The organism is Streptomyces sp. NRRL F-5123 (assembly GCF_000721495.1).
Classification (GTDB): Bacteria; Actinomycetota; Actinomycetes; order Streptomycetales; family Streptomycetaceae; genus Actinacidiphila.
The window spans coordinates 215,891-238,469 of record NZ_JOHY01000003.1; the positions used below are offsets into that span (position 1 = coordinate 215,891).

The 22,579-nt window shown below is 71.5% G+C and carries 19 protein-coding genes; 6 read left to right on the forward strand and 13 right to left on the reverse strand.

What is annotated here, in order from left to right; translation table 11 throughout:
- The first annotated feature begins 1 nt into the window (after position 1).
- Positions 2–589, forward strand: a complete 588-nt coding sequence (locus IH54_RS0104645; protein WP_031512989.1) for a class IV adenylate cyclase — start codon at positions 2–4, stop codon at positions 587–589.
- A 46-nt stretch (positions 590–635) separates the two neighbouring features.
- Positions 636–848 carry a hypothetical protein gene (locus IH54_RS41365; RefSeq protein WP_234343359.1) on the forward strand — a complete coding sequence of 71 codons (213 nt, stop codon included), beginning with the start codon at positions 636–638 and terminating at the stop codon, positions 846–848.
- Positions 849–1,110: 262 nt separating this feature from the next.
- Here IH54_RS41365 and IH54_RS0104655 read toward each other — a convergent pair whose 3' ends face one another.
- From IH54_RS0104655 to IH54_RS0104675, 5 genes are all read right to left on the reverse strand, one after another.
- Entirely contained in the window at positions 1,111–2,808 is a 1,698-nt protein-coding gene (locus IH54_RS0104655; RefSeq protein ID WP_031512990.1) for a relaxase/mobilization nuclease domain-containing protein, read from the reverse strand.
- The gene (locus IH54_RS0104660; protein ID WP_234343361.1) at positions 2,808–3,212 is read right to left on the reverse strand and encodes a MobC family plasmid mobilization relaxosome protein; all 405 of its coding nucleotides are present in this window, start codon (positions 3,210–3,212) and stop codon (positions 2,808–2,810) included. Before IH54_RS0104660 ends, IH54_RS0104655 begins: the two co-directional genes overlap by 1 nt.
- Before the next feature lie 532 nt (positions 3,213–3,744).
- Positions 3,745–4,584, reverse strand: coding sequence for a DUF2637 domain-containing protein (locus IH54_RS42835; protein ID WP_078861937.1), 840 nt, complete (start codon positions 4,582–4,584; stop codon positions 3,745–3,747).
- A 374-nt stretch (positions 4,585–4,958) separates the two neighbouring features.
- A complete protein-coding gene (locus IH54_RS39315) occupies positions 4,959–6,116 on the reverse strand; it encodes a DUF3631 domain-containing protein (RefSeq protein WP_420711707.1) in 1,158 nt (385 codons plus the stop codon).
- A 278-nt stretch (positions 6,117–6,394) separates the two neighbouring features.
- Positions 6,395–6,601 (reverse strand): helix-turn-helix transcriptional regulator, encoded by a 207-nt coding sequence (locus IH54_RS0104675; RefSeq protein ID WP_031512993.1) that lies wholly within the window; start codon positions 6,599–6,601, stop codon positions 6,395–6,397.
- A gap of 140 nt (positions 6,602–6,741) precedes the next feature.
- Here IH54_RS0104675 and IH54_RS0104680 point away from each other — a divergent pair, with 140 nt between their 5' ends.
- Together IH54_RS0104680 and IH54_RS0104685 are read left to right on the forward strand one after the other, a co-directional pair.
- Positions 6,742–7,242, forward strand: a complete 501-nt coding sequence (locus IH54_RS0104680; RefSeq protein ID WP_031512994.1) for a helix-turn-helix transcriptional regulator — start codon at positions 6,742–6,744, stop codon at positions 7,240–7,242.
- A 19-nt stretch (positions 7,243–7,261) separates the two neighbouring features.
- Positions 7,262–8,368, forward strand: a complete 1,107-nt coding sequence (locus tag IH54_RS0104685; protein ID WP_031512997.1) for a tyrosine-type recombinase/integrase — start codon at positions 7,262–7,264, stop codon at positions 8,366–8,368.
- 94 nt (positions 8,369–8,462) lie between these two features.
- Here IH54_RS0104685 and IH54_RS0104690 read toward each other — a convergent pair whose 3' ends face one another.
- A complete protein-coding gene (locus IH54_RS0104690) occupies positions 8,463–10,583 on the reverse strand; it encodes a DNA gyrase/topoisomerase IV subunit B (protein WP_031512998.1) in 2,121 nt (706 codons plus the stop codon).
- Positions 10,584–11,009: 426 nt separating this feature from the next.
- On the opposite strand from IH54_RS0104690, the gene IH54_RS42840 reads away from it, so the two are divergent.
- On the forward strand, positions 11,010–11,240 hold the full coding sequence (locus IH54_RS42840) for a DUF7455 domain-containing protein (RefSeq protein WP_031513000.1): 231 nt from the start codon (positions 11,010–11,012) through the stop codon (positions 11,238–11,240).
- Positions 11,241–11,334: 94 nt separating this feature from the next.
- On the opposite strand, the gene IH54_RS0104700 is transcribed toward IH54_RS42840, so the two are convergent.
- The 6 genes from IH54_RS0104700 to IH54_RS0104730 all read right to left on the reverse strand — a co-directional run bounded on the left by IH54_RS0104700 (position 11,335) and on the right by IH54_RS0104730 (position 19,762).
- On the reverse strand, positions 11,335–12,216 hold the full coding sequence (locus IH54_RS0104700; RefSeq protein WP_078861938.1) for a S1 family serine peptidase: 882 nt from the start codon (positions 12,214–12,216) through the stop codon (positions 11,335–11,337).
- A 123-nt stretch (positions 12,217–12,339) separates the two neighbouring features.
- Complete coding sequence (locus IH54_RS0104710; RefSeq protein WP_031513004.1) at positions 12,340–13,911, reverse strand: RNA polymerase sigma factor; 1,572 nt, start codon at positions 13,909–13,911, stop codon at positions 12,340–12,342.
- A 254-nt stretch (positions 13,912–14,165) separates the two neighbouring features.
- Entirely contained in the window at positions 14,166–15,074 is a 909-nt protein-coding gene (locus IH54_RS0104715; protein ID WP_043179843.1) for a FadR/GntR family transcriptional regulator, read from the reverse strand.
- 105 nt (positions 15,075–15,179) lie between these two features.
- Positions 15,180–16,964 carry an ATP-binding cassette domain-containing protein gene (locus IH54_RS0104720; protein WP_063762201.1) on the reverse strand — a complete coding sequence of 595 codons (1,785 nt, stop codon included), beginning with the start codon at positions 16,962–16,964 and terminating at the stop codon, positions 15,180–15,182.
- Positions 16,965–17,028: 64 nt separating this feature from the next.
- Positions 17,029–17,763, reverse strand: a complete 735-nt coding sequence (locus tag IH54_RS0104725) for an NUDIX hydrolase (protein ID WP_031513010.1) — start codon at positions 17,761–17,763, stop codon at positions 17,029–17,031.
- A gap of 82 nt (positions 17,764–17,845) precedes the next feature.
- Positions 17,846–19,762, reverse strand: a complete 1,917-nt coding sequence (locus IH54_RS0104730; protein WP_031513012.1) for a glycogen debranching N-terminal domain-containing protein — start codon at positions 19,760–19,762, stop codon at positions 17,846–17,848.
- Between the two features lie 273 nt (positions 19,763–20,035).
- On the opposite strand from IH54_RS0104730, the gene IH54_RS0104735 reads away from it, so the two are divergent.
- A complete protein-coding gene (locus IH54_RS0104735) occupies positions 20,036–21,346 on the forward strand; it encodes an alpha/beta fold hydrolase (RefSeq protein WP_031513014.1) in 1,311 nt (436 codons plus the stop codon).
- On the opposite strand, the gene IH54_RS0104740 is transcribed toward IH54_RS0104735, so the two are convergent.
- On the reverse strand, positions 21,258–22,514 hold the full coding sequence (locus tag IH54_RS0104740) for a DUF4192 domain-containing protein (protein ID WP_052397068.1): 1,257 nt from the start codon (positions 22,512–22,514) through the stop codon (positions 21,258–21,260). The two genes, IH54_RS0104735 and IH54_RS0104740, sit on opposite strands and share 89 nt — an antisense overlap.
- Between the last annotated feature and the right edge of the window lie 65 nt (positions 22,515–22,579).

Sequence of the window (22,579 nt, forward strand, 5' to 3'; positions counted from 1 at the left end):
CATGAAGCACGAGTACGAAGCGAAGTTCCTCGCCGTCGACGTGGCCGGGCTCCAGGCCAAGCTGGCGGCCCTGGGCGCGGTCCAGGCATTTCCACGGACCCTGCTCACCCGCAAGATCTTCGAGAGCGACGTCCTCGACGGCTCCCAGTGGGTGCGCCTGCGCAACGAAGGCACGCGCACCACGCTCACCCTCAAGCAGGTCACCGACGCCACCTCGATCCACGGGACGACCGAGATCGAGACCGAAGTCGGCGACCTGCAGGCGATGGCCGAGATCCTGAGCAACCTGGGCCTGCGCGAGGTGCGCTACCAGGAGAACTTCCGCGAGGAGTGGCAGCTCGGCGACATCGCCTTCGACTTCGACACCTGGCCCGACCTCCCCACCTTCCTGGAGATCGAGGGCCCCGACGAGGTATCCGTCCGCCAGGCCGCCGCTCGCCTGGGTCTCGACTACGTGGACGCCCGCTTCGGCAGCGTCGACGCCATCTACAAGAGCGAGGCGGGCCGCGACATCCTGGCCGAATCCACCCTCCTGTTCTCCGACGTGAAGGAGAACGAGGACCTCGACGCCGCTGCCGGCAGTCGGTGACAGCCGGGGTGAAGCAGTGCTGACCGAAGTCTCCATTCAGCACCGAGTGATCCCCGGGATCGCTACGTTCGCCCGCGGCGGTCTGCCCGAGCCTGCGACGACAGACGACGGCAACGAGTGGGTTGACGGATACTGCTGGCTGTACTGCGGCCGGCAGTGGACCCGCGTCCTGTGGATCGGCCCGGCCAACGTCGCCGGAGCGCAGGCGCCCATGTACGCGTGCGGCCCCTGCATCCGCGAACTCCAGAACCTGGTCTGACAAGCCATCCTCCTTGAGGATCGCCCTGCATCCTCCGCGGCTGCCCAGCCGGTGTTGCCGGGTCGGTCAGCTACAACGGGCCAGGGCGCGAAACACCGGCGACGCCGGGCATGACTGCCGCAGTTCACTGCGCGACCTCGGAGCTGAGTGAGGTTGAGGCTCGAGAGGTAGGCGGTCCCGGCTGTCGGAGGGGTCCACGAGCGTCGTGGACCCCTCCGCGGTGTTCTGCACGCTCTTGGACGGCGGCCCCTACAGAGACTGCCTACCGCCTCCTGTGGACCGGCTGGTCAGGCACGGCAGCGGGGCGCGCTGGCTGTACGTGCTCCGGCGCGGGTGGAGTCGCTCGGACAGTGGTGGTGCGGGTTTGCGCTGCGGCTGCTCGGCGGTTGGGGGCGGTCGTGATGCGCCAGGTGAGGACTTCGGCGGGTGAGTGGGCTGTGTCGAGTTCGCGTTCGGCGGCGACCTGGCGGAGAAGGGTGGGGAGGTGGTGGCCGGCGGTTTCGGCTTGGGCGAGGGTGGTGGCCAGGGCGGGCCAGGCGGGGTCGGTGAGAAGGCGATCGGCATGGTCGGGGATCGCCTGGCGGAGCGTGGTCTCGAAGCGTCGGGCAGCCTGTGGGCTTGGGGTGCGGCGGGTGAGGTCAGCCAAGACCGGTTCAGCGGCACGCTGGTAGCCGGCCCGCAGGTGGGCGACGGTCTGCTGGGCTGCGGCTGCTTGCTGCTGGTAGCCGCGCTGTTCGTACCAACGGGCGGCAGCGACGGCCAGGTGGAGGATGGTGGCGATCACCGCAACGGGCAGGCCGCCTGCGTCGTGGGAGGCGTAGATGAGGTCCTTCGCGGCTTGGCGGAGGGCGGTGGCCTTGTCGTGGTCGGCTCGGATGGCGGAGCGGCGAGCGCGGTTGAAGGCGGCTGCCGCGGCGCGAAGGTCGGCCCGGTAGGTGGGTGGGGCGTTCAGGGCTGCGTTGTGGAGGACGGTGCTGTAAGCGGCGAGGTGGGCCTGGGCTTCCTCGTCGTCGCTGCCGCCGAGGACCGTGGTGGTCTCGCGGAGTGCGGTCTCGGCGGACTGCCAGGCGTCCAGCGGGCTGGGCCGGGTGCGCGAGGCCGGAGTGACGTGTCCGGAGCGGGTGAGCGTTTCACGGATGCGGACGATGGACAGGTCCGGGGCTAGCTTGGAGCCGCCGAAGTACACCGGTTCGCCGTCAGTGTTGGTGTCGCCGGGGGCGGCGAGGCTGTAGCCGGTGACCTTCCCCGTCTCGGTTCCGATGCGCTTGTTGACCTTGATGCCGAGCGCGCCGAGGACGTCGAAGAACTCTTCCTCGGTGCGGACGGCGGCCAGGACGGCGTATGCCTGGTCGCGCAGCCATGCGCGGCTGGTGATGTCGCGGCCCATCCGGTCGGCCTTGGCCTGCTCGGCGCTGGTGGGGGTCTTCGGCGCGGTCATGTCGCCGGACTTCAGCTGCCGGAGCCCGTATTCCTCCTCGATGAGGCGGCATTCGGCTTGGGCACGTTGGCCGTCGCGGTTGGTGCGGGCGCGGCGGCCGTCGGCGCGTACGGAGACGGCGGCGATGTGGATGTGGTCGTCGGCGTGGCGGACCGCGATCCACCGGCAGGCCAGGTCGTCGCCGTCGGGGGCGATGCCGGTTGCGGCGACGATCCGGCGGGCGACCTCGGCCCACTCGGCGTCGGTGAGGTAGCGATCGCCCGGCGCGGTGCGTACGGGGCAGTGCCACATGTGCTTGGTCGGCATCTTCCCGGTCTCCTTGGCCCGCAGTCGGGCGTGCAGGTCGAGGCGGTCGGCGAGCTGCACGATGGTGGCGTCGGGGTTGCGGCCGGGGTCGGGGGCGCCGGCCATGTCCCAGGCCGCGACGATGTGCGGATCGGCGTGCTCGTCGCGTCGGCCCTTGCCGAACAGGTAGTACAGCAATCCGGCCGTGTGCGAACCGGTGGACACGTCGGGGACCATCAGGCCACGTCCTGCTTGCCGACGAACCCGTCGAGGAGGGTGAAGGCCTTCTCGACCGTCTCCTCGACGCGTGCCAGGACGTGCTCGGCGTGGTCGGGGACGATGCCGGTGTTGATCGCGTGGGTGATCTGGTTGAGGTTGTTGCCGTTACGGCGGAGCTGGGCGATCAGCCTCTCGACCGCCTCGACCACGGGGCGGGCAGGGTCGTCCTCGGGGCTGCCCAGGCCCGCGGTGGCCTTGCCGAGGGCGTGGGCGTAGGCGACGTCACCGACGTACCCGGCGAAGAACTGGCCACGCGCCTGGGCGGCGGCTTCGATCACCGCCTCCGCGGTCGGGGTGAAGCGGATGCTGCGCGCCCTGCTCCGTGTCTCCCTGGTGGGCTTGCGGTACATCGGGCCGGGCAATGGCGGATCTTCCGGTTCCCGCCACGACGGGGACTCCCGCTGCCCAGCAGTAGCGGGCAGGAGGTAGCCGCACGACGGGCACGCCCCGTCCGTAGCCCGGCGTGCCGTGTTCTGGGTGAGGCCGCGCTCGGCCTCACCCACCTGGTCCGGCGGCCCCAAGCGGCCGGACCCCTCGGCCCCCGCTGGGGCGGAGGCAAGCGCGGACGAAACCCCAGAGGAGTTTCGACCGCTCCAGCTTGCTCCGTCCGGGACGTCGTTGGTGACGACGCGCTTCCACAAGCCGGTCAGCCTTCGGGACTTGGCGACAGGGGTGCGGCCTTCCTCGGTGTCGTTCGCGGCGTACGGGTCAGGCTTCACGGTTCTCTCCGGTGGGGGCTTTCGGTGAGGCGGATGACGGGGGTGGTCCTGCTGCGGCGCAGTTCATGGAGTCGCGGTTTCGCCATTCCGGGTGTAGGTGGGTCGGCGATCCGGATGCGCGGAAGTCCGCGGGACGTCCGGACATCCGCGCATCCAGATCGGGGTGCCGCCCTCATCAGCTCTCGGCGGGGTGGGCTCGCACGGGCTCCGGCTCCGGTGCGGCGCTGGCAGAGATGACAGCTTCGGCCCTCAGGTGCTTCATGAGTTCGGTGAGGCGGGCGCTGCTGACGGGTGTGTGAGCGTCACGCAGGGCCTGCTTGACCACGGCGACGCTGACATTGTGCTCGGCGACGGCGGGTCGGGCTATGGCGATCAGCTCGTCCATGGTTGCCGCTGGCGGGCGTCCGGTGCGTTTGCGCGCAGCGGCGGCCTCGGTGCTGTCGCTCTCGGTTTGCACGGCGGTTGCTGCGTGCTTGGTGGCAGTTGGCGTTCCGGCGTATGCCTTCCGGGCGAGTGGTGGGCTCGTGACCGTGGTGGTGGCCTCGTCCGGCCGGGGGCGGCTTGTCTGGTTCGGTGGCGGGGCGGTGGGTGTGTGGAGGTGGCGCAGGAGAGTGGGGCCGACGGCTCCCCAGCCGAGGAGGAGGGCTGGAGCGACGGTGTCGAGGGCGGCGCGGCCGTAGTGCCGGGCGAGCAGGGGCTCGGCTGTGTTGAGGGCGACGGTCAGCAGGCCACACAGGTGCATCAGCCGTGTGGCTGAGCGCAGGTGGACGGGGTCGGTGCCGTAGGCGGCCAGGTGGTGCAGGGCGACGAGCAGGCCGACGACGGACAGGTCGACCATCGGTGCGATCAGTGGCGCGATCGGGCGGGAGATGCCGAGCCGGAGGGCCAGTGCCCAGACGTTGCCGAAGGAGAACACGAAGGCGAGGGCTGCGATGACCGCCATGACGAGGGTGATCGTTGTGCGGGCGAACACACCCGTGGCGGTCGGGCGGGCGTCCGGCGGGGTGGTGGGCATGCGTGGAGAGCATCCTTACGGGCGGGAGCTTGGTGGTGTGGATCCGTCTTGGCCGTCTTGCCGTTGCAACCGCAGGTCAGGGCAGGTACGGCAGCCCGCCGGGCTGCCGTCTCGCCCCGGTTGCGCACCCGTCTTGGGTCGTCGGCGGGACGGCAGGGTGGCTCGTGCCGTCCCGGGTACACCCGGGGTGAGCTGCGGTGGTACGGCGGGGACGGCAAAGACGGCACGGGACGGATTGAGGCGGCGTCCCAGGGGGCACCGAGGCCTGGTGCTGATCGTGTTGCCGTCTTGGGCCCGGTTGCCGTCTTGCACAGACCCCTGTTGAGCTGCGGTGTTACGGCAGGGACGGCAAAGACGGCAACCAGGGGACCGGGTCAGCCCGTGCCGGGTGCCGGGCTCATGCCGGTCGGGTGGACGGTGGGGCAGTACCGGCGCCACGGGTCGAGGAACTTGCTGCGGGTGTAGCCCTTGCGCTGGGTACCGTCAGCGACGCGGACGTTGCCCGAGACGATCCCGAACTCGCGCAGCAGGGCACCGAGGTCGCGGGCGGACAGCCCTGCCCTCCCCCACTCCCCCCACGGTGCCTCGGGGTCCGCACGCAGTTCGGCGAGCAGGTCGGTGGTGGTGAGGCTGTCCGGCTCGCGGCGGGCGAAGAAGATCCGGCGGATATCCGCGAGGACCCGTGCGCCGCCCGGGTTGTCCTCCTCGGCTTGGGCTTCGGCCGCGACCATCCGCGCGCACGCCTCACGCGCCAGGTCCGGCCACGGACCGCCGGCCAGGTCGGCGACGATGACCAGGGGCTCCCAGGTGTCGGCGGCCCGGTCCTCCACCGGCAGTTCCGGCTCCAGGTCTGCGGCTGCGTCGACCAGCGGCCCGGCCCACGCGATGATCCGCTGGCGCAGGGCGTGCAGGGCGGGGGTGTCGCGCTTGGAGCGGAAAGGGTGGACGCGTTCGCCGTCGGCGCGGCGGCGCATCCGGACGACCACCGACCGGTCCATGATCGTGTCGGGCAGGTCGCCGATCCCGGCGAGCGCCGCCATGGCGAAGGTCGCGAACCGGTGCGGGGTGTGGTCGTTGCCGACCACGCGGGTGACGTAGCGGTTGCGCTGGTGCCCGGCGTTGAGCAGGCCGCGCAGCTCCTCGTTCTTCTCCGCCACCTTCACGCTGCCGAAGATCGTGTCGGCCTCGTCCACCAGCAGGGTGGGCGGCTGGTCGCCGATGGACCGGAAGACCGCCGCCGGGGTCGTGTTGACCGTCAGCATCGGCTCGTGGACGGTCTCGGTGAGGACGTCGAGCAGCCGTGACTTCCCGCACCGCTTGGCCGGGCCGACCACGGCCAGGCGCGGGGCGTGCTGCCACGCGGGCTGCAGATGCGTCGCCGCCACCCACAGCGTGACCGCGTTGAGGGCGTGCGTGGAGGGGAGGATCACGAAGCGCGCGACCTGGGACCGTAGTTCGCCGAGCAGGCGAGAACCCTCGCCGGTCCCCCAGTCCAACAGCTTGGGCGGGGCGACAGGCGCCGCTTCTGTCACCTCTGGGTATGTGTGCCCGTCGACCATGGCAGGGGCCGTAGAGGGCTCGTGTCGGCCTGGCTGGCCGGTATGGCGACCGCTGGCCATGCGGGTATCGGGGATGCACCCTCGGGCGTCGGGGGCGTATCGTTCATGCTGAGCTCCTCCCGGTGAGGTCGTGGCTGGCAGGCCCGCCTTCACCGTCGTGAATCGATCGCACGGTTTGATGGGTGTTCACGAGGCCCTCGGTGTTGGTAGCACCGGGGGTCGTTTCGTTGGCTGCGGCGTCTGGACGGGCATCAGGCCCCCAGGGTCCAACCGTCGCAGCCCGGGTCCTGCTCGGCCAGGCGCTGCTCGAAGCGGGTGAGTTCGGCCTCGCTGTAGAGCACGCGGCGGCCGACCTTCACCCCCTTCGGCCCGTAGCCGATGTGCCGCCAGTACCGCACAGTGCTGTCCGCTGTGCGGTAGCGCTCGGCCACCTCGGCCGTGGTCAGGTAGCGGTCCATGTTTTCCCTTTCGACTAGGTCGCCTTCCGTTACGGAGATGAACCAATCACGAAAGCCCGGGCCATGCAAACGGGATAGCACATGTTACATTTTGACTAGCACCTGGCCGGGTAGGGCGCACCGATCGAAGGAAGAGGCCGATGGCGACTGAGCCGAACGACAGCGGCACCCCGCTGCTGTACAGCGAGGGCAACGCGGCAGCACGCGTCGCCCTCGAACGCGAGATCAGGGGCTGGAGCACCACAGAACTCGCCACCCGCATGACCAAGGCCGGCGTCCCCATGAACCAGACCGCGGTCTGGCGGATCGAGAACGGCAAGCCCCGCCGCAAAATCACACTCGACGAGGCCCTCGGCTTCGCCCGCGTCTTCGAACTGCCCCTGGAAGAGCTGATGTCACCACCCCTGGAAGGCATCGACCTGGAAGGCAGACGCGTCGTCCAGGAAGCCGTCGAAGCCTTCTACGAGTCCCGCGACGCCCAGGACCGCCTGCACGCAGCCGTGATCGGCATCGCCGACTACCTCAGAGCCCACCCCGACAGCTCCACCGGGATCCATACCCAGTGCCTCCGCCTCATGGGCGACGAGCGCGACGCACGCGCCCTCACCCAGCACATCGAGAACGGGGGCTACCACCACTGACCAGATAGGAAGCCCCACCTTGGCCAACGTCCAGAAGCGCCCCAACGGCAAGTGGCGCGCCCGATACCGCGACTCCAACGGCAAGGAACACGCCCGGCACTTCGACCGCAAGGTCGAGGCCCAGCGCTGGCTCGACGAGGTCACCACCAGCATCGTCACCGGCCAGTACGTCGACCCGCAGTCCGCCAGGAAACCGTTCAAGGAGTACGCCGAGGAGTGGCGCCGCAGCCAGCCTCACCGGCCTTCCACGGCCAGGGCGGTCGAGCAGCACCTCAGGTGCCATGCATACCCCGCCTGGGAAAGCCGGACGCTGGGTGGCATCAAGCCCGGTGACGTCCAGAGCTGGGTCACCAGCCTCACGTCCACGCACAAGCTCGCAGCCAGCACGACGCGGACGGTCTTCAACACCGTCAACGCCGTCTTCAGCGCGGCCGTCCGCGACCGCATGATCCCCCTCAACCCGTGCACCGGCGTCAAGCTGCCATCGGTGCCACGGAAGCAGATCGTGCCTCTTACCGTCGCCCAGGTACGGAGCCTCGCAACGCAGATAGCCGCGCCCTACAAGGGCCTGGTGTACCTGGCGGCCAGCACCGGGCTACGCCCGGGAGAAGTGTTCGGGCTCCAGCGCCGTCACCTGAATCTGGCCCGTGCGACCCTCACCGTCGACCAGCAGGTGCAGCAGACCAAGCACGGCGTCTTCGTGGGGCCGCCCAAGACGGACCGCTCGTACCGGGTCGTGCCGCTTCCGAGGATGGCGACCGACGCGGTCAAGGCCCACCTGAAGTCCTTCCCGGCCCCCACACAGCAGGACTGGCTCTTCACGGCGCCAGAGGGCGGTCCTGTGGCCTACAACGAGTTCATGAAGCGCGTGTGGCGCCCCGCATGCCGGAAGGCCGGGATACCGGACGGCGTCGGCCCTCACGCCCTCCGGCACCACTACGCCAGCCTGCTCATCAAGCACGGCGAGTCGGTGAAGACCGTCTCCGAGCGCCTCGGCCACACCAACGCGGCCATGACGCTGAACATCTACACCCACCTGTGGCCCGACTCCGAGGAGCGGACCCGCGCAGCCGTCGACTGCGCCTACGCGGACCGCCCGGACGAGCCCGCCCAGGAAGTGGCGTAGCCACTCCCCCGCGCTGACCAACCGTCAGCGCGGTTGCGGACCGTCTGCGGACTGCCAGGCGTTCACCGAGGCAGCCCGCCTGCTCCGCCGCAGGTCAGACGTCGATCCGCGCCCGGTCCAGCGTGGAGGCCGAGTTGGTGATGAACTCCTTGCGGGGGGCCACCTCGTTGCCCATCAGAAGGTCGAAGGCGCGTTCGGCGGCTTCGATGTCGCTGATGTTGATGCGGCGGAGGGTGCGGTGGCGGGGGTCCATCGTGGTTTCGGCCAGTTGGTTGGCGTCCATCTCGCCGAGGCCCTTGTAGCGCTGGATGCTGTCCTTGTAGCGGACGTTGCGGCGCTGGAGGTCGAGCAGGGTCTGGCGGAGTTCGTTGTCGGAGTAGGTGTAGAGGTACTTGTCCTGGCCCTTCTTGGGCTGGACGAGCTCGATGCGGTGGAGCGGCGGGACCGCCGAGAAGACGCGGCCCTCCTCGACCATGGGGCGCATGTAGCGCTGGAAGAGGGTCAGCAGCAGGCAGCGGATGTGGGCGCCGTCGACATCGGCGTCGGCGAGGAAGATCACCTTGCCGTAGCGCGCCTGGTCGATGTCGAAGGTGCGGCCGGAGCCGGCTCCTATGACCTGGATGATCGCGCCGCACTCCGCGTTCTTGAGCATGTCGGAGACCGACGACTTCTGGGTGTTGAGGATCTTGCCGCGGATCGGCAGCAGCGCCTGGAACTCCGAGTTGCGCGCGAGCTTTGCGGTGCCGAGCGCCGAGTCGCCCTCCACGATGAACAGTTCGCTGCGGTCGACGTCGTCGCTGCGGCAGTCCGCGAGCTTGGCGGGCAGCGAGGACGTCTCCAGGGCCGTCTTCCTGCGCTGCGCCTCCTTGTGCTGGCGGGCCGCGATACGCGTCCGGGCGGCCGCGACGGCCTTCTCCAGGACGGCGCGCGCCTGGGCCTTGGCGTCCCGCTTGGTGGAGGTCAGGAACTCCTTCAGCTCCTTGGCCACCACGTTCGCCACGATCCGGTTGGCGGCGGAGGTGCCGAGCACCTCCTTGGTCTGGCCCTCGAACTGCGGCTCGGCGAGCCGGACGGTGACGACGGCCGTGAGGCCCTCCATCGCGTCGTCCTTGACGATGTCGTCCTCGGCGACGCGCAGCAGCTTGGCGGCACGCAGCACCTCGTTCACCGTCTTGGCCACCGAGCGCTCGAATCCGGTGACATGGGTGCCGCCCTTGGGCGTGGCGATGATGTTGACGAAGGAGCGGACCGTGGTGTCGTACCCGGTGCCCCAGCGCAGCGCGATGTCGACGCCCAGTTCCCGGGTGACCTCGGTGGGCGTCATGTGGCCGCGGTCGTCCAGGACCGGGACCGTCTCCTTGAACGTGCCGCTGCCGGTGAGCCGCAGGACGTCGCAGATGGGCTTGTCGGGGGCCAGGAATTCGCAGAACTCGCTGATGCCGCCGTCGAAGTGGAAGATCTCCTCGACCGGCTTCTCGGATTCGACGCCGCGTTCGTCGCGGACCACGATCGTCAGGCCCGGCACCAGGAAGGCAGTCTGCCGGGCGCGCTGGTGCAGCGTCTCCAGCGAGAGCTTGGCGTCCTTGAGGAAGATCTGCCGGTCCGGCCAGTAGCGGACCCGGGTGCCGGTGCGCGTACGCGGGATCTTCTTGGTCTTCGTCAGGCCGCTCGCGGGCTCGAACTTGGCATCCGGACCGGCGGAGGCGAAGGCGCCGGGCACGCCGCGGCGGAAGCTGATGGCGTGGGTGCTGCCGCTGCGGTCGACCTCGACGTCCAGTCGGGCCGAGAGCGCGTTGACCACCGACGCGCCGACGCCGTGCAGACCGCCGGAGGCCGCGTACGAGCCGCCGCCGAACTTGCCGCCGGCGTGCAGCTTGGTCATGACGACCTCGACACCCGACAGGCCGGTCTTGGGCTCGACGTCGACAGGGATGCCGCGGCCGTTGTCGCGGACCTCGATGGAGCCGTCGGCCGCGAGGATCACCTCGATGCTGTCGCAGTGGCCGCCCAGGGCCTCGTCGACGGAGTTGTCGATGATCTCCCAGACGCAGTGCATCAGACCGCGGCTGTCGGTGGACCCGATGTACATGCCGGGACGCTTGCGAACCGCTTCGAGGCCTTCGAGGACGAGCAGGTGCCGCGCTGTGTAGTTGGAGCCGTCGCGATCTGCGCCCGTCAGCAGCGCGGTGGACGGCACGGATGTTTCGGCGGTCACGCGGGCAACTCCTCGATCTGGTGTGGCCTGAAGCTCTTCAGCCGTATCGGTGAGAGGGTACCGAGGTCGGGGAGGGCAGCTGCGCCGCGACCCGGTATCCGGACCTTCATCGTAGCCTTGCTCGCTCACACGTTCGATAACCCGCACGAGTGATACACATGTCACGTTCCCAAAGAGGCATGAACCATTTAGGCTCCGGGCACGTCCTCACCAACACCCCGGCAAGCCGGTCGGGGCGAGTGTGGACCAGTACGACAAAAGCCCCATATGCGACATCTGACGCAACTGACTCCTATTCGCCGCCAATCGGTAACACCCAGTCACTCCGAGGCCCGTTTTCGAGGAAAAGCCGTCAGCGGGAACGTTTTCGGCCTGGTTGGATGTTGACCCTGGTACGACAGCTCGTCGAGCTAGAGAAGAGGCGACGTGACTACTGTTCTGACCCCCGCGAGTCCGCTGACAGCGGCAGACCGCTGCGACCGTTGCGGCGCTCAGGCCTACCTGCGTGTCGTTCTCACCAGCGGCGGAGAGCTGCTCTTCTGCGCACACCACGGACGCAAGTTCGAGCCGGAACTCAAGAAGATCGCTGCAGAAATACAGGACGAGACGGGGCGGCTCACCGACGCCCCGGCCCCGGCGGGAGAAGACGAGCGCTGACACATCGCACCACGCGACGAGCTCGGCCCCGCGGGCGGACGGACCCCTTGAGGGGGTGTCCGCCCGCGGGCTTTCCGCCGGTGGTGTGCCGCGCTCACATGTGCTGGGCCACCAGCTGGGACACCGCCGACACGCGGGTGTAGACGCCCGGGTAGTCGGCCTCCGCGCAGCCCGTCCCCCACGACACGAGCCCGATCAGCCGGCCCGCCGCGACGAGCGGCCCGCCGCTGTCGCCCTGGCAGGCGTCCTTGCCACCGGCGGACAGCCCCGCGCACACCATGGAGTCGCGCAGGTACGTGCCGTCCGCGTCGCCGGGGTAGGCCTTCTCGCACACCGAGTCGGCCAGTACGTCCACGGTGGCCGTCCGCAGCGCCTGCGGATACGTACCCTGCCCCGTGGTGTCGCCCCAGCCGTAGACCTGTGCCTGGGTACCCGGCGCGTACGGCGCGGCGTCGGACGGTTGGGCCATCGGGAGCACGGCGCCGCCCGGCAGAGCCTGAGGAAGCGTGATCACCGCGACGTCCCCGGCATTGGTGGAGGCGTCGAAGTCGGGGTTGACCCATACATCGGCAAGTGTCAGCTCCTGCCCGTCGGACCCACTCAGATCCGTCCGCCCGGCGATGACCCTCAGGTCCGGCAGCTTGTGCCAGTCCGTGACACCGAGCGCCTCCTGCCCGAAGCAGTGCGCCGCGGTGACGACCGTACGCGGCCCCACCGCCACACCGCCGCAGAACTGCCCGGATCTGGCGGAACCGAAACGCTCCCGGCTGGCGAGCGCCACCACCCACGGCTCGTCGTCGGTCGATGTCGGCACGCCGCCGACGACTACTCCGTTGGCGGCGGCCGGAGCCGCCGGCACCGCCAGGGGAAGGGCGAACGCCGACAGCAGGGCCGCCACGGCTATGGCCGTACGGCGGCGGCGCCGACGGTCGCGGCGGCCGCGATGACGCAGACAGGTGGGAACGGGGAGATGCATACGGCCTCCTGACCCTATGAACCACTCTGAGCACCCAGAGTCATCGATAGGGCCGGAGGCCGCATCCGCAGACCGGCGGCGCGCGCAGTGCCGCGCGCCCCGGTCCCGCCGTCCGGAGGAGGGTCAGTCGAGGTAGTCGCGCAGCACCTGGGAGCGCGACGGGTGGCGCAGCTTCGACATCGTCTTCGACTCGATCTGCCGGATCCGCTCGCGCGTGACGCCGTAGACCTTGCCGATCTCGTCCAGCGTCTTCGGCTGCCCGTCGGTCAGGCCGAAGCGCATGGAGACGACGCCTGCCTCCCGCTCGGACAGCGTGTCGAGGACCGAGTGCAGCTGCTCCTGCAGAAGCGTGAAGCTGACCGCGTCGGCGGGCACGACCGCCTCGGAGTCCTCGATGAGGTCACCGAACTCGCTGTCGCCGTCCTCCCCGAGCGGGGTGTGCAGCGAGATCGGCTCGCGGCCGTACTTCTGGACCTCGATGACCTTCTCCGGGGTCATGTCGAGTTCCTTGGCCAGCTCCTCCGGGGTGGGCTCGCGGCCCAGGTCCTGGAGCATCTGCCGCTGCACCCTGGCGAGCTTGTTGATGACCTCGACCATGTGCACCGGAATACGGATGGTGCGGGCCTGGTCGGCCATCGCGCGGGTGATCGCCTGCCGGATCCACCAGGTGGCGTACGTGGAGAACTTGAAGCCCTTGGTGTAGTCGAACTTCTCGACCGCGCGGATCAGGCCCAGGTTGCCCTCCTGGATCAGGTCAAGGAAGAGCATGCCGCGGCCGGTGTAGCGCTTGGCCAGGGAGACGACGAGCCGGAGGTTGGCCTCCAGCAGGTGGTTCTTGGCCCAGCGCCCGTCCTCGGCGATGATCTCCAGCTCGCGCTTGAGCTTGGGTGCGAGCTTGTCGGCCGCCGCCAGCTTGTCCTCGGCGAAGAGGCCCGCCTCGATGCGCTTGGCCAGCTCCACCTCCTGCTCGGCATTGAGCAGCGGGACCTTGCCGATCTGCTTGAGGTAGTCCTTGACCGGGTCGGCGGTGGCACCGGCCACAGCCACCTGCTGCGCGGGCGCGTCGTCCTCGTCGTCGTCGGAGAGAACGAAGCTCTCGGACTCCGTCTTCTCCGCCTCCTCGTCGCCCTTGCCGGGCGCGACGTCCTCCAGCGACTCCTCCACCTCGACGGCGTCGTCCTCGCCCGGAGCGGCGGCGGACTTCTTGGCTGCCGCCGTCTTCTTCGCGGGCGCCTTCTTGGCAGCCGTCTTCTTCACGGCGGCCTTCTTCGCCGGCGCCTTCCTGGCTGCTGAGTTCTCCGCCTCCACCGATGGCTCCACCGTGGTCTCGGCCTCGGCCACCGGCTCGGGAGCCGGGGCCTTGGGCGCAACGGTCTTCTTGGCAGGGGCCGCCTTCGCGGCGACCGTCTTGGTGGCAGTACGTTTCGCCGGGCTCTTGGCTGCGACGCTCTTGCGGGTGCGCTTGGGCGCCTCGGCGGCACTCACCATCAGCGTCACACCCTCCTCGTCGAGGACCTGGTTGAGGCTGCGCAGAACGTTCTTCCACTGGGTTGCCGGAATCTGGTCCGCTTCGAACGCCCGACGCACGTCGTCGCCTGCGATCTGCCCCTGGGCCTTACCCTGCTCGATGAGCGCCATCAGAGACTCGGACTCGGCGATCTCGGACGGGAGCGTACGGGATGTGCTGGCCGACACGAACAACCTCTCGGAACGATGGGAACGACTCGGTGGAACCGTACGGCGACTCAGCGTCGGAATCGATGCCGAATATTCCTCGTACGGCCGCCACCTCTTAAGTCATCGCACTGCCTCGCCTGGCGTTACGCCCAGCTTACGTGGCCCGAGTCACACCCCAAATTGTGCAGATCAGCGGCAAAGTCGGACATGTGACGCGCACGAGCCGCCGCCGACCCCCGGTGACACGGGGCCCACGGCGGCCGGCGGGGCGGTCAGTGCTCCCGGGGGGCCGGGACGACATGGTCGGCGGCGGCCGAGGACTGCTCGGTGGAACCCGCGAGCAGCTGGCGCATCGCCGCCTCGGCGGTGCCGCCGTCGCCCTCGGCGAGCGCCTCGACGATCCGGTGGTGCAGCCCTACCGAGGTGTCGCCCGGGCGCTCACAGCCGGTGACCGTACCGCCGGATACCTGGAGGGCCGCCAGGACGATCCCGGACAGGTGCTCCAGCATGCGGTTGCCGGCGACGGTGAGCAGCAGCCCGTGGAATTCCACGTCGGCGCGCGTGAAGGTGAGCGCGTCGCCCTGGGCTGCTGCGTGGGCCATGATCTCGGCCATGTCGGCGAGCCGCTGCTGGACGTCCTCGCGCCCGTGGCCGGCGGCGAGCCGGGCAGCGAGCGGTTCGATCGTCGAGCGCAGGTCGAGCAGCTCGCGGCGCTGCTCCTCGCGGTGCGGGCCGAAGGCGCGCCATTCGATGATGTCGGGGTCGAGCAGATTCCAGTCGCTGACGGGACGGACCCGCGTGCCGACGTTCGGCCGGGCACTGACCAGGCCCTTGGCCTCCAGCACCCGGAGTGATTCGCGGACGACGGTGCGGGAGACCTCGAAGCGCTGGCCGATCTCCTCGGGCACCAGCGGTCGGTCGGCACCGAGGTCGCCGGACACGATCATCTGGCCGAGCTGCTGGACGAGTTGGCCGTGCAGTCCGCGGCCACGGCTGCCGCCGGTTCGGCGACCCACCCGGCCCACGTCCGGATCCATGCCCTCCCAGGACGTGATCCCGCCTCCTGGGCGGTCGCCGGCGGGGCCGTCGGCGTACGAGTAGCGGTCCAGCTCGCCCGGGCCGGCGATGCCGGAGTCAGCGGAACGAGCCGCGGTCATCATGGTGTGCGCAAGGGTACTCACGCATCCTTTGTCGGCGATGCCGGAGCAGGCCTTGAGGGCTTTGCTGAAAAGCACACGAAAGGGTGAGCGCTCATCACCTGATAATTGACGCTTTATCAGGACGAATCACGCCTCCTCGTGGTCGATACGCACAGCTCCGGTGGAGTGCACAGGAGTTGACCCGCGCCCGCGCCTGCGTTCCCGCAACGCGCTTGCCAGATAGGCGATGACCAGGCACGACAGCGACAACACCAGGGCGACGACGAGCGGTTGGGTCGCCGAGCGCAGCGCGGCGAGGGCAGCCCGGTCGTCCGTACGCGGCGCCCCCGTGGCCACGGACCACAGCGCCTCGGCCGCGTCGCGGAACTGCGCTCCCGTCCGCCCGCCGAGCAGGAACCGCAGACCGGGCGCCACCAGCAGCGGCACGGAGAGCACCGCGGCGAGCCCGAGCGCCGTGGTGCGGAACGCGCACGCCGCCAGCACCCCCGTCCACGCGCAGGCCACGCACAGCGCGGCCCAGCCGGCGGTGGTGGCCGACAACACCAGCGGGTCCGGGACCCCGGCGGGGCCCAGTGCCAGTCGCAGCGCCGAGGTGTCCGCGAGGGCCGCGAGCAGGGCGAGAAGCAGTGCGAGGGCTCCGCTGACCGCGAGCTTGGCGGCGAGCAGCCGGGGTGCGCGGGGCTCGGGGCCGAGGCCGGGGGTCAGCGCGGGGAAGGCGAACTCCTGCCCGTACGACAGCGCGCCCAGCAATGCCGCGCCCAGTGCAGCAGGGGGCAGCGGCAGCCCGGTCGGCCACCCCGACAGGAGCCGCAGCGGCGGGGTGTGCGCCGCTCCCCCGCGCGCGACGGCCAGCGCGCCGAGCGCGGATCCGGCGACCGCGGCCGCCGCCACCGGCCAGGGGGTGCGCAGCCCGAAGCAGCGGCGCAGCTCGTAGCGCAGCGGCTGCAGCGGGCCGTGCGGTGTGCGCAGGGGGGCGGGCCGGGAGCGGGGAACGGCCCCGCGGCGAACGGGACGTTCACCGGCCTCATGGTCGGGGCCCGGTTCCCGGGGTGCGGCCGCGGACCCGGCCGGACGGTCCGCGAGCTGGTGCAGCAGGATGCCGTGCCGGTGGGCGGTCTCGCCGACGGCTGCGGACGTGGCCCCGTAGACGGCGATACGGCTGCCGCCGGCGGCGACCACCTCGGCGCCGCCCTCGGCGAGCAGGCCGGCCAGCCGCTGGGCGTAGGGCGAGCGCACCGCGACGTGCGCGCGCAGCCGGGTGCCGGCGAAGCTGTCCGCCGGCTCGTCGGCGGTGATCCGGCCGCCGTCCAGCACGACGATCCGGTCCGCCGTCCTGGCGAGCGCGCCGGGGTCGCGGCCGGTGAGCAGCACGGCGCCGCCCGCGGCGGCGTGGCGGCGCACCAGCGCGTGCATCCAGGCGGCCTCGCGCGGCGGCAGGTCCCGCACCGGGTCGTCGAGGACGAGGGCGTGCGGGTCGGGCAGCAGCGCGACGGCGAAGGCGAGGCGCCGGTCCATGCCGAGCGAGTACGTGCCGAGCCGCCGGTCGGCCGTAGCGCCGAGTCCGACGGTTTCCAGCAGGTCGTCGGCCCGGGAGGCGGGAAGCCCGTGAGCCGCGCAGAGCATCCGCAGGTGACCGCGGGCGGTGCGGCGGGGGTGTCCGGGGACGTCTCCGAGGACGGCGCCGACGGCGCGCTCGGGACGGGCCAGATCGCGCAGGGGGCAGCCGTCGACGAGCGTGGCGCCCTTGCCGGACTGCACGCCCAGCAGCAGGCGCACGGCGGTGGTCTTCCCGGACCGGGCGGGGCCGAGCAGCCCGGTGACCTCACCCGGGCGGATGTCGAAGGTGAGGTCGGCGACGGCGGGCGGGGTGTTGCGCCGGGGCAAGCTGGTCAGTCCGATGGCCTGGATCACCCCAGCACCATAGCGCCAGAATTAGCCAGAAATGCCCGATATCCGACCGGTGCTCGCCGGGAGATTACACCTCGGGCCGGAGCATCGGCGGGTTGAGCAGGGTGGCCCCGCCCGCCCGGAACAGCTGTGCGGGGCGGCCGCCCTGACGCGTCGTCGTCCCGCCCGTGGGCACCAGGAAGCCCACCGTCCCGGTGACCTTGCGGTGGAAGTTGCGCGGGTCCAGCGCCACCCCCCACACCGCTTCGTACACCCTGCGCAGCTCGCCGACCGTGAACTCGGACGGGCAGAAGGCCGTGGCCAGCGACGAGTACTCGATCTTCGACCTGGCCCGCTCCACCCCGTCGGCCAGGATCTGCGCATGGTCGAAGGCCAGCGGCGGAGCGTCGGCGGTGTGCTCCTGGCCGTCCTCGCCCAGCAGCGTGCCGACCGGCGCCCAGCGGGCACTGCGCGCGTCGCCGCCCGCACGCGGCGCGGGCAGATCCGGTGCGAGCACCAGATGCGCGACGCTGACCACTCGCATCCGCGGGTCGCGCTGCGGATCGCCGTAGGTGGCGAGCTGTTCCAGGTGTGCGCCGCTCTGCGCCCGCAGGCCCGTCTCCTCGGCCAACTCCCGGGCCGCGGCCTGGGACAGGTCCTCGTCCTGCCGGACGAAGCCGCCGGGCAGCGCCCACCTCCCCTGGAAGGGAGGCTCGCCGCGGCGCACCGACAGCGCGCACAGGGCATGCTGCCGCACCGTGAGCACGACCAGGTCGACGGTCACGGCGAAGGGCGGGAAGGCCGACGGGTCGTAGGGCGACATGGTGGTGATCTTAGTCGTCTGCCTGACGATAATCAGCCGGATCGGCACCTTCGACGATCACGTCATGAGCCGTGCCGCCCCGTCACGCACCGAGCCGCAGCCCCGGCGCCGCCTCCTCGACCATCGCTGTCCCCAGCCTGCCGATCCGCACCGCGAACGGCGCGCCGGCGACCTGCATCCCGCTCACCCTGACCGCCCCCGCGGGCGTGCCGGCCAGCGGCCGCAGTGCGACGGAGCCTCCCGGCACGTCGGGCCGCACCCCTGCCAGTGCGGCCAGCAGGTGTACCGCCCCTCCCGCGGCGAGCGCCGCGGGCCGGCACGCCATGGGGTGCGGGCACGGCACACGGCCGACCGCACGCTGCTCCCCCGCGTATATCTCCGGCACCCTCATCCCGAATGCCGCGGCCGCGTCGAGCGTCCCGGTCAGCAGCGTGGCCGCCGCGTCCTCGTACCCGGCGGCGGCCAGTCCCGCGACGGCGACCGCGGTCTCGTGCACACGCACGGCGCCGCTGCGATGCCCGAACGCGCTGAACCCCGGGGCCCCGGCCGCCAGCGTGCGCAACCCCCAGCCGCTGTCCAGACCGGGTGCCCCCAGCAGACGCGCGAGCCGTACCGTCCACTCCGCGTCCAGCAGCCCGGGCGCCGCCTCACCACCGGCGCCCAGTCCCGTGTCCAGCAGATGGGCCAGCGCGGAGGTCGGCATGCCCAGCACGCCGCCCTCCGCCGTGCAGGCCACCGCGAGGCGGCCCCCTCCGGGCTCCTCCGCCCGGAACCGCCGCCGGAATTCCACCCGCAACTCCGCCGCCCGCTCCCGCCACCATTCCCCCGCCGGCCGGCCGAAGGCCTCCAGCAGATCCGCGCCGTGCAGGGCCGCCCGGTGCGCGTGCGCCTGCACCTCGGCCCGCAGCGGGCCGCCGAGCACGGGATCGGCCACCAGCCCGCCGGTCCCCGGCGTCCCCATGGCCCGGTCCAACCAGACCAGGCAGCGCTCCGCCGCCGGCAGCAGCGTCTCGACCTCCCGTGCCGGCAGCCCCCACCGCCAGGCTTCCGCCAGCACGGTCACGAACAGCGGCACCGCCTCCACCGCGCAGGACAGCGGCGGCTGGTGCGGCCCGGCGTCGCGTGCCGGGCCGGGGATGCCCCCGCCCGGGTCCTGGGCCCGCGCGAGCGTACGCAGCGTGCCCGCCGCGAGCCTGGTGCCGAACGGGAGCAGCATCCGCGCCGCCCACAGCGCGTCGGGCGGCACCCCCGCGAGCCGCCACGGGGCTCCGGCCGCAAGGTGCAGGTCCGCGGGGTGAGCAGGGTCCCGCAGCAGCAGGCTCTGCAGGTCGTCGAGTGACGTGCGGAGCAACGCTCCCGCCCTGGCGTCGTCCGCCTCCAGTTCCGCGGCGGGCCAGAGCGCAGGCAGTCGCGCCGGCAGCGGCGGTATGCGTCCCACCGCCCCCGACACCGGGACGGGCCCGGTCCGCAGCTCGACCGTCCGCGCTCCCCCGGCCGGCAGATCCAGCCGCCACACGAGCGCACCCGTCGCCGCGAACACTTCGTCCGGGACGGGGCGGGCCGTCGTCAGCACCGCACGCTCGCCGTCCGTCCAGCGCAGCCCCGCCCCGCTGACGGTGCATGACACCACGCTCCCCGCGCCTCCGGCCGCCACCGCGGCGAGCGCCGCGAGGTCGGTGCCGAGCACGATCTCGACCGGCAGCCGTATCGGCCGGGAGCCGGCATTCGTGACGGTGATCCGCTCGACTCCCCCGGCGGTCCGCAACCGCTCGACCGTAACGGCAGGATCGGGCCCGCGGCCGGCGGCGCTTCCCGCAACGGCCACGAATCGGACCCGGTCGGCGCCCAGCATCACCGCCTGCACCGCGACCGGTTCCGCGCCCGCCACCGTCAGTAGGCACCGGGCGAGCACCCGCCGTCCGTCGCGGTACAGACCGGCGACCCCTTCGCCCCGCAACTGGCCGTCCCGGTCCGACACGGCCAGCGCCGGAGCAGCCACACAGACCAGCGTGTCGTGGACGGCCGCCGTCCGCCGCCCGGCCCGCGCCGCGCGCGGCGGTGCCGTCACCGATTCCCGCCGGCCCGCACGAGGCACCGCCGCACGGCGGGTTGCCCGGCCGCTCCCGGAAGCTGCTTCGGCTGCTGCGGTGAGTGCTGCACGACTGATGAACGGTGCGCCGACCGGCCAGGTCACGGGCCGTCTACCGTTCCTGGACGAAAGGCGCCGTCGACGCTGCGGCGCGCCCGCCCCCAACCGCATAAGCGAGGCAGCATGCTCGTCCACCGCCGACCCGGCGTCGTCGTCACCGACCACGTCCTCCCCGTGCCGCTCGACCATGCCGCGCCGGACGGCGAGCAGATCGACCTCTTCGCCCGGGAAGTGGTGGCGGCGGGCAAGGCCCCGGAGCGGCTGCCCTGGCTGGTCTTCCTGCAGGGCGGACCGGGCAACCGCAGCCCGCGGCCGCTGGGCCGGGACGGGTGGCTCTCCCGGGCACTCGACGACTACCGGGTGCTGCTGCTCGACCAGCGCGGCACAGGCCGCTCGACGCCCGCAAACCGCCAGACCCTGCCGCTGCGCGGCGACGCCGCGGCCCAGGCGGACTACCTGGCCCTTTTCCGGGCCGACTCCATCGTCAAGGACTGCGAACTCCTCCGGCGCCATCTGCTCGGTGACGGCGGCAGGTGGAGCGTGCTCGGCCAGAGCTTCGGCGGTTTCTGCGCCGTCACCTACCTCTCCTTCGCGCCCGAAGCACTCCGCGAGGTGCTCATCACCGGCGGACTGCCCGGTCTGCGGGTGACGCCCGAGGACGTCTACCGCGCGGCCTACCCCCGCATCCGGAGCAAGAACACCGCCCACTACACGTGCTATCCCGAGGACGTCGCCAGGGTCCGGGACATCGTCCGCCATCTGCGCGAGCACTCCGTTCTGCTCCCGGGCGGCGGGCCGCTCACCCCGCGCGCCTTCCAGGCACTCGGCCTGATGCTCGGTTCCGGAAGCGGCTCGCACACCCTGCACTACCTGGTCGAGGACGCCTTCGTCAGCGGGCCTGCCGGTCCCGTCCTTTCCGACTCCTTCCTCGCCCAGGCCCAGGGCCATCTCTCCTTCGCGGGAGCCCCTCTCTACGCGCTGCTCCACGAGCCGAGCTACGGCCAGCAGTCCGTCTCCCGGGAGGGAACCCGGTGGGCGGCCGAGCGCGTCAGGCCCGAATTCCCGGAATTCGACGCCGAGGCCGCGCTGGAGGGCGACGCGCCGGTGCTCTTCTCCGGCGAGACCATCCACCCCTGGATGTTCGAGTCCGACCGGGCGCTTGCACCACTGCGCGAGACGGCGGAGCTTCTGGCGCAGCGCGGGCAGTGGCCCGACCTGTACGACCCGGCGCGGCTCGCGCACAACGACGTTCCGGTCGTCGCCGCCGTCTACCACGACGACATGTACGTCGACACCGTGCACTCGCTGGCGACGGCGCAGTCGATCCGGGGCCTGCGTACCTGGATCACCGACGAATACGAACACGACGGCCTCCGGGTGAGCGACGGCCGGGTCCTCGACCGGCTGGTCCGGATGGTCCGCGGCGAGCTGTAGCCGCCTCCACGGCCCTGCGGCGCCTGGTACCGCGCAGCGCCCGGCGCACCGCCTCCGGGTCGAGCCCCTGGCTGACGGCGTGCTGGAGCAGGAGAGCGAAGGAACAGTGCGGCTCCAGCTCCAGCGCCGTCCACAGGGCGACCCGCGCCTCCGCCTCGTCCCCCGAACACCATGCGACCCACCCGGTCAGGGCGAGCAGGGCCGCGGCGTGCTCCGCGTACGGCCCGGGGCAGCGGCGGGCCAGCGCGCGCCAGAGCCGGAGGGCCGCGCCCGCCCGCTGCGGGTCGGCCCATTCCACCACACGGTCGCGCGCTTCCCGGTCCTGAAGCCCGAGGATCATCTCCGCGGCCGCGCCGTCGGCGAGCAGGGCGTCGTCCCGCCGGTCGGCCAGCGCGGTGTCGCCGATCGGGGGCGCCGCCGCGAAGGCGTCGAGGGCGGTCCGGGCCAGTTCGACCGTGCGGTCGGCGACGGACGGGCCCGCAGCCCTGTCGAGCATGCGCGGCACGATTTCGGCGCAGGCCAGGTCCAGTGCGGCCTCGTGCGCGGCAGCCCGGGGCTCGTTCGGCCTGAGTCGGGCCTCCAGATCCCGCAGCGAGGCCGGCATCGGGATACCGGCGTAGGCGGCCGCCGCGGCGATTGCTGACGTGCCGGGCAGGGCGAGCGGCGCGCCCTCGTCCTCGGCGCCCGGATCCCCGTCCTGCTCGGGTCCGCAGTAGGACCACCAGCGCCCGCCGGACAGGCACAGCGCCTCGACCACCGGCACGTCCAGCGCCCCGCAGGCGACACGCAGTTGCTGGGCCAGCGGCCGCAGTCGCTCCTTCACCTCCGGCGGGCGCTCGCCCTCGTGCGGGTCCTGGCAGAGGAAGGCGATGATCGCGGCCGGCCGGCCGCCACGGCGAAGGCTGCCGTCCACCAGGCAGTCGGCCAGGTGCCTGGCGACATCGGGCCACTCCTCGAAATCCTGCGGTTTCCGGGGCAGGGCGATCCTCACGCGGCCGCCGAACCGCCCCTCCTCCCCGTGCAGGGCCAGCAGGACGATGGAGTCGGTCGGGTTGTACCCCATGAGGAAGGGCAGTGCGTCGGCCAGCTCGCCGGGCCCGCTCAGGACGACCTTGAGGCCGTCGATCGATGATGACTCTCCGTGGTGTGTGTCGTTGCTCTGTGTCATGATTCGAGCTTGCCGCACAGGGCACATCCCGCACCAGATCCCCCGAACGGCTGTGGACAACTCCG

Coding starts and splice junctions, on each gene's coding strand:
- IH54_RS0104675 (WP_031512993.1), bottom strand. CDS start 6,601: ATGGACCGCTACCTGACCACGGCCGAGGTGGCCGAGCGCTACCGCACA.
- IH54_RS0104740 (WP_052397068.1), bottom strand. CDS start 22,514: ATGACACAGAGCAACGACACACACCACGGAGAGTCATCATCGATCGAC.
- IH54_RS42835 (WP_078861937.1), bottom strand. CDS start 4,584: ATGCCCACCACCCCGCCGGACGCCCGCCCGACCGCCACGGGTGTGTTC.
- IH54_RS0104655 (WP_031512990.1), bottom strand. CDS start 2,808: ATGGTCCCCGACGTGTCCACCGGTTCGCACACGGCCGGATTGCTGTAC.
- IH54_RS0104725 (WP_031513010.1), bottom strand. CDS start 17,763: ATGTCGCCCTACGACCCGTCGGCCTTCCCGCCCTTCGCCGTGACCGTC.
- IH54_RS0104680 (WP_031512994.1), top strand. CDS start 6,742: ATGGCGACTGAGCCGAACGACAGCGGCACCCCGCTGCTGTACAGCGAG.
- IH54_RS0104645 (WP_031512989.1), top strand. CDS start 2: ATGAAGCACGAGTACGAAGCGAAGTTCCTCGCCGTCGACGTGGCCGGG.
- IH54_RS0104700 (WP_078861938.1), bottom strand. CDS start 12,216: ATGCATCTCCCCGTTCCCACCTGTCTGCGTCATCGCGGCCGCCGCGAC.
- IH54_RS0104735 (WP_031513014.1), top strand. CDS start 20,036: ATGCTCGTCCACCGCCGACCCGGCGTCGTCGTCACCGACCACGTCCTC.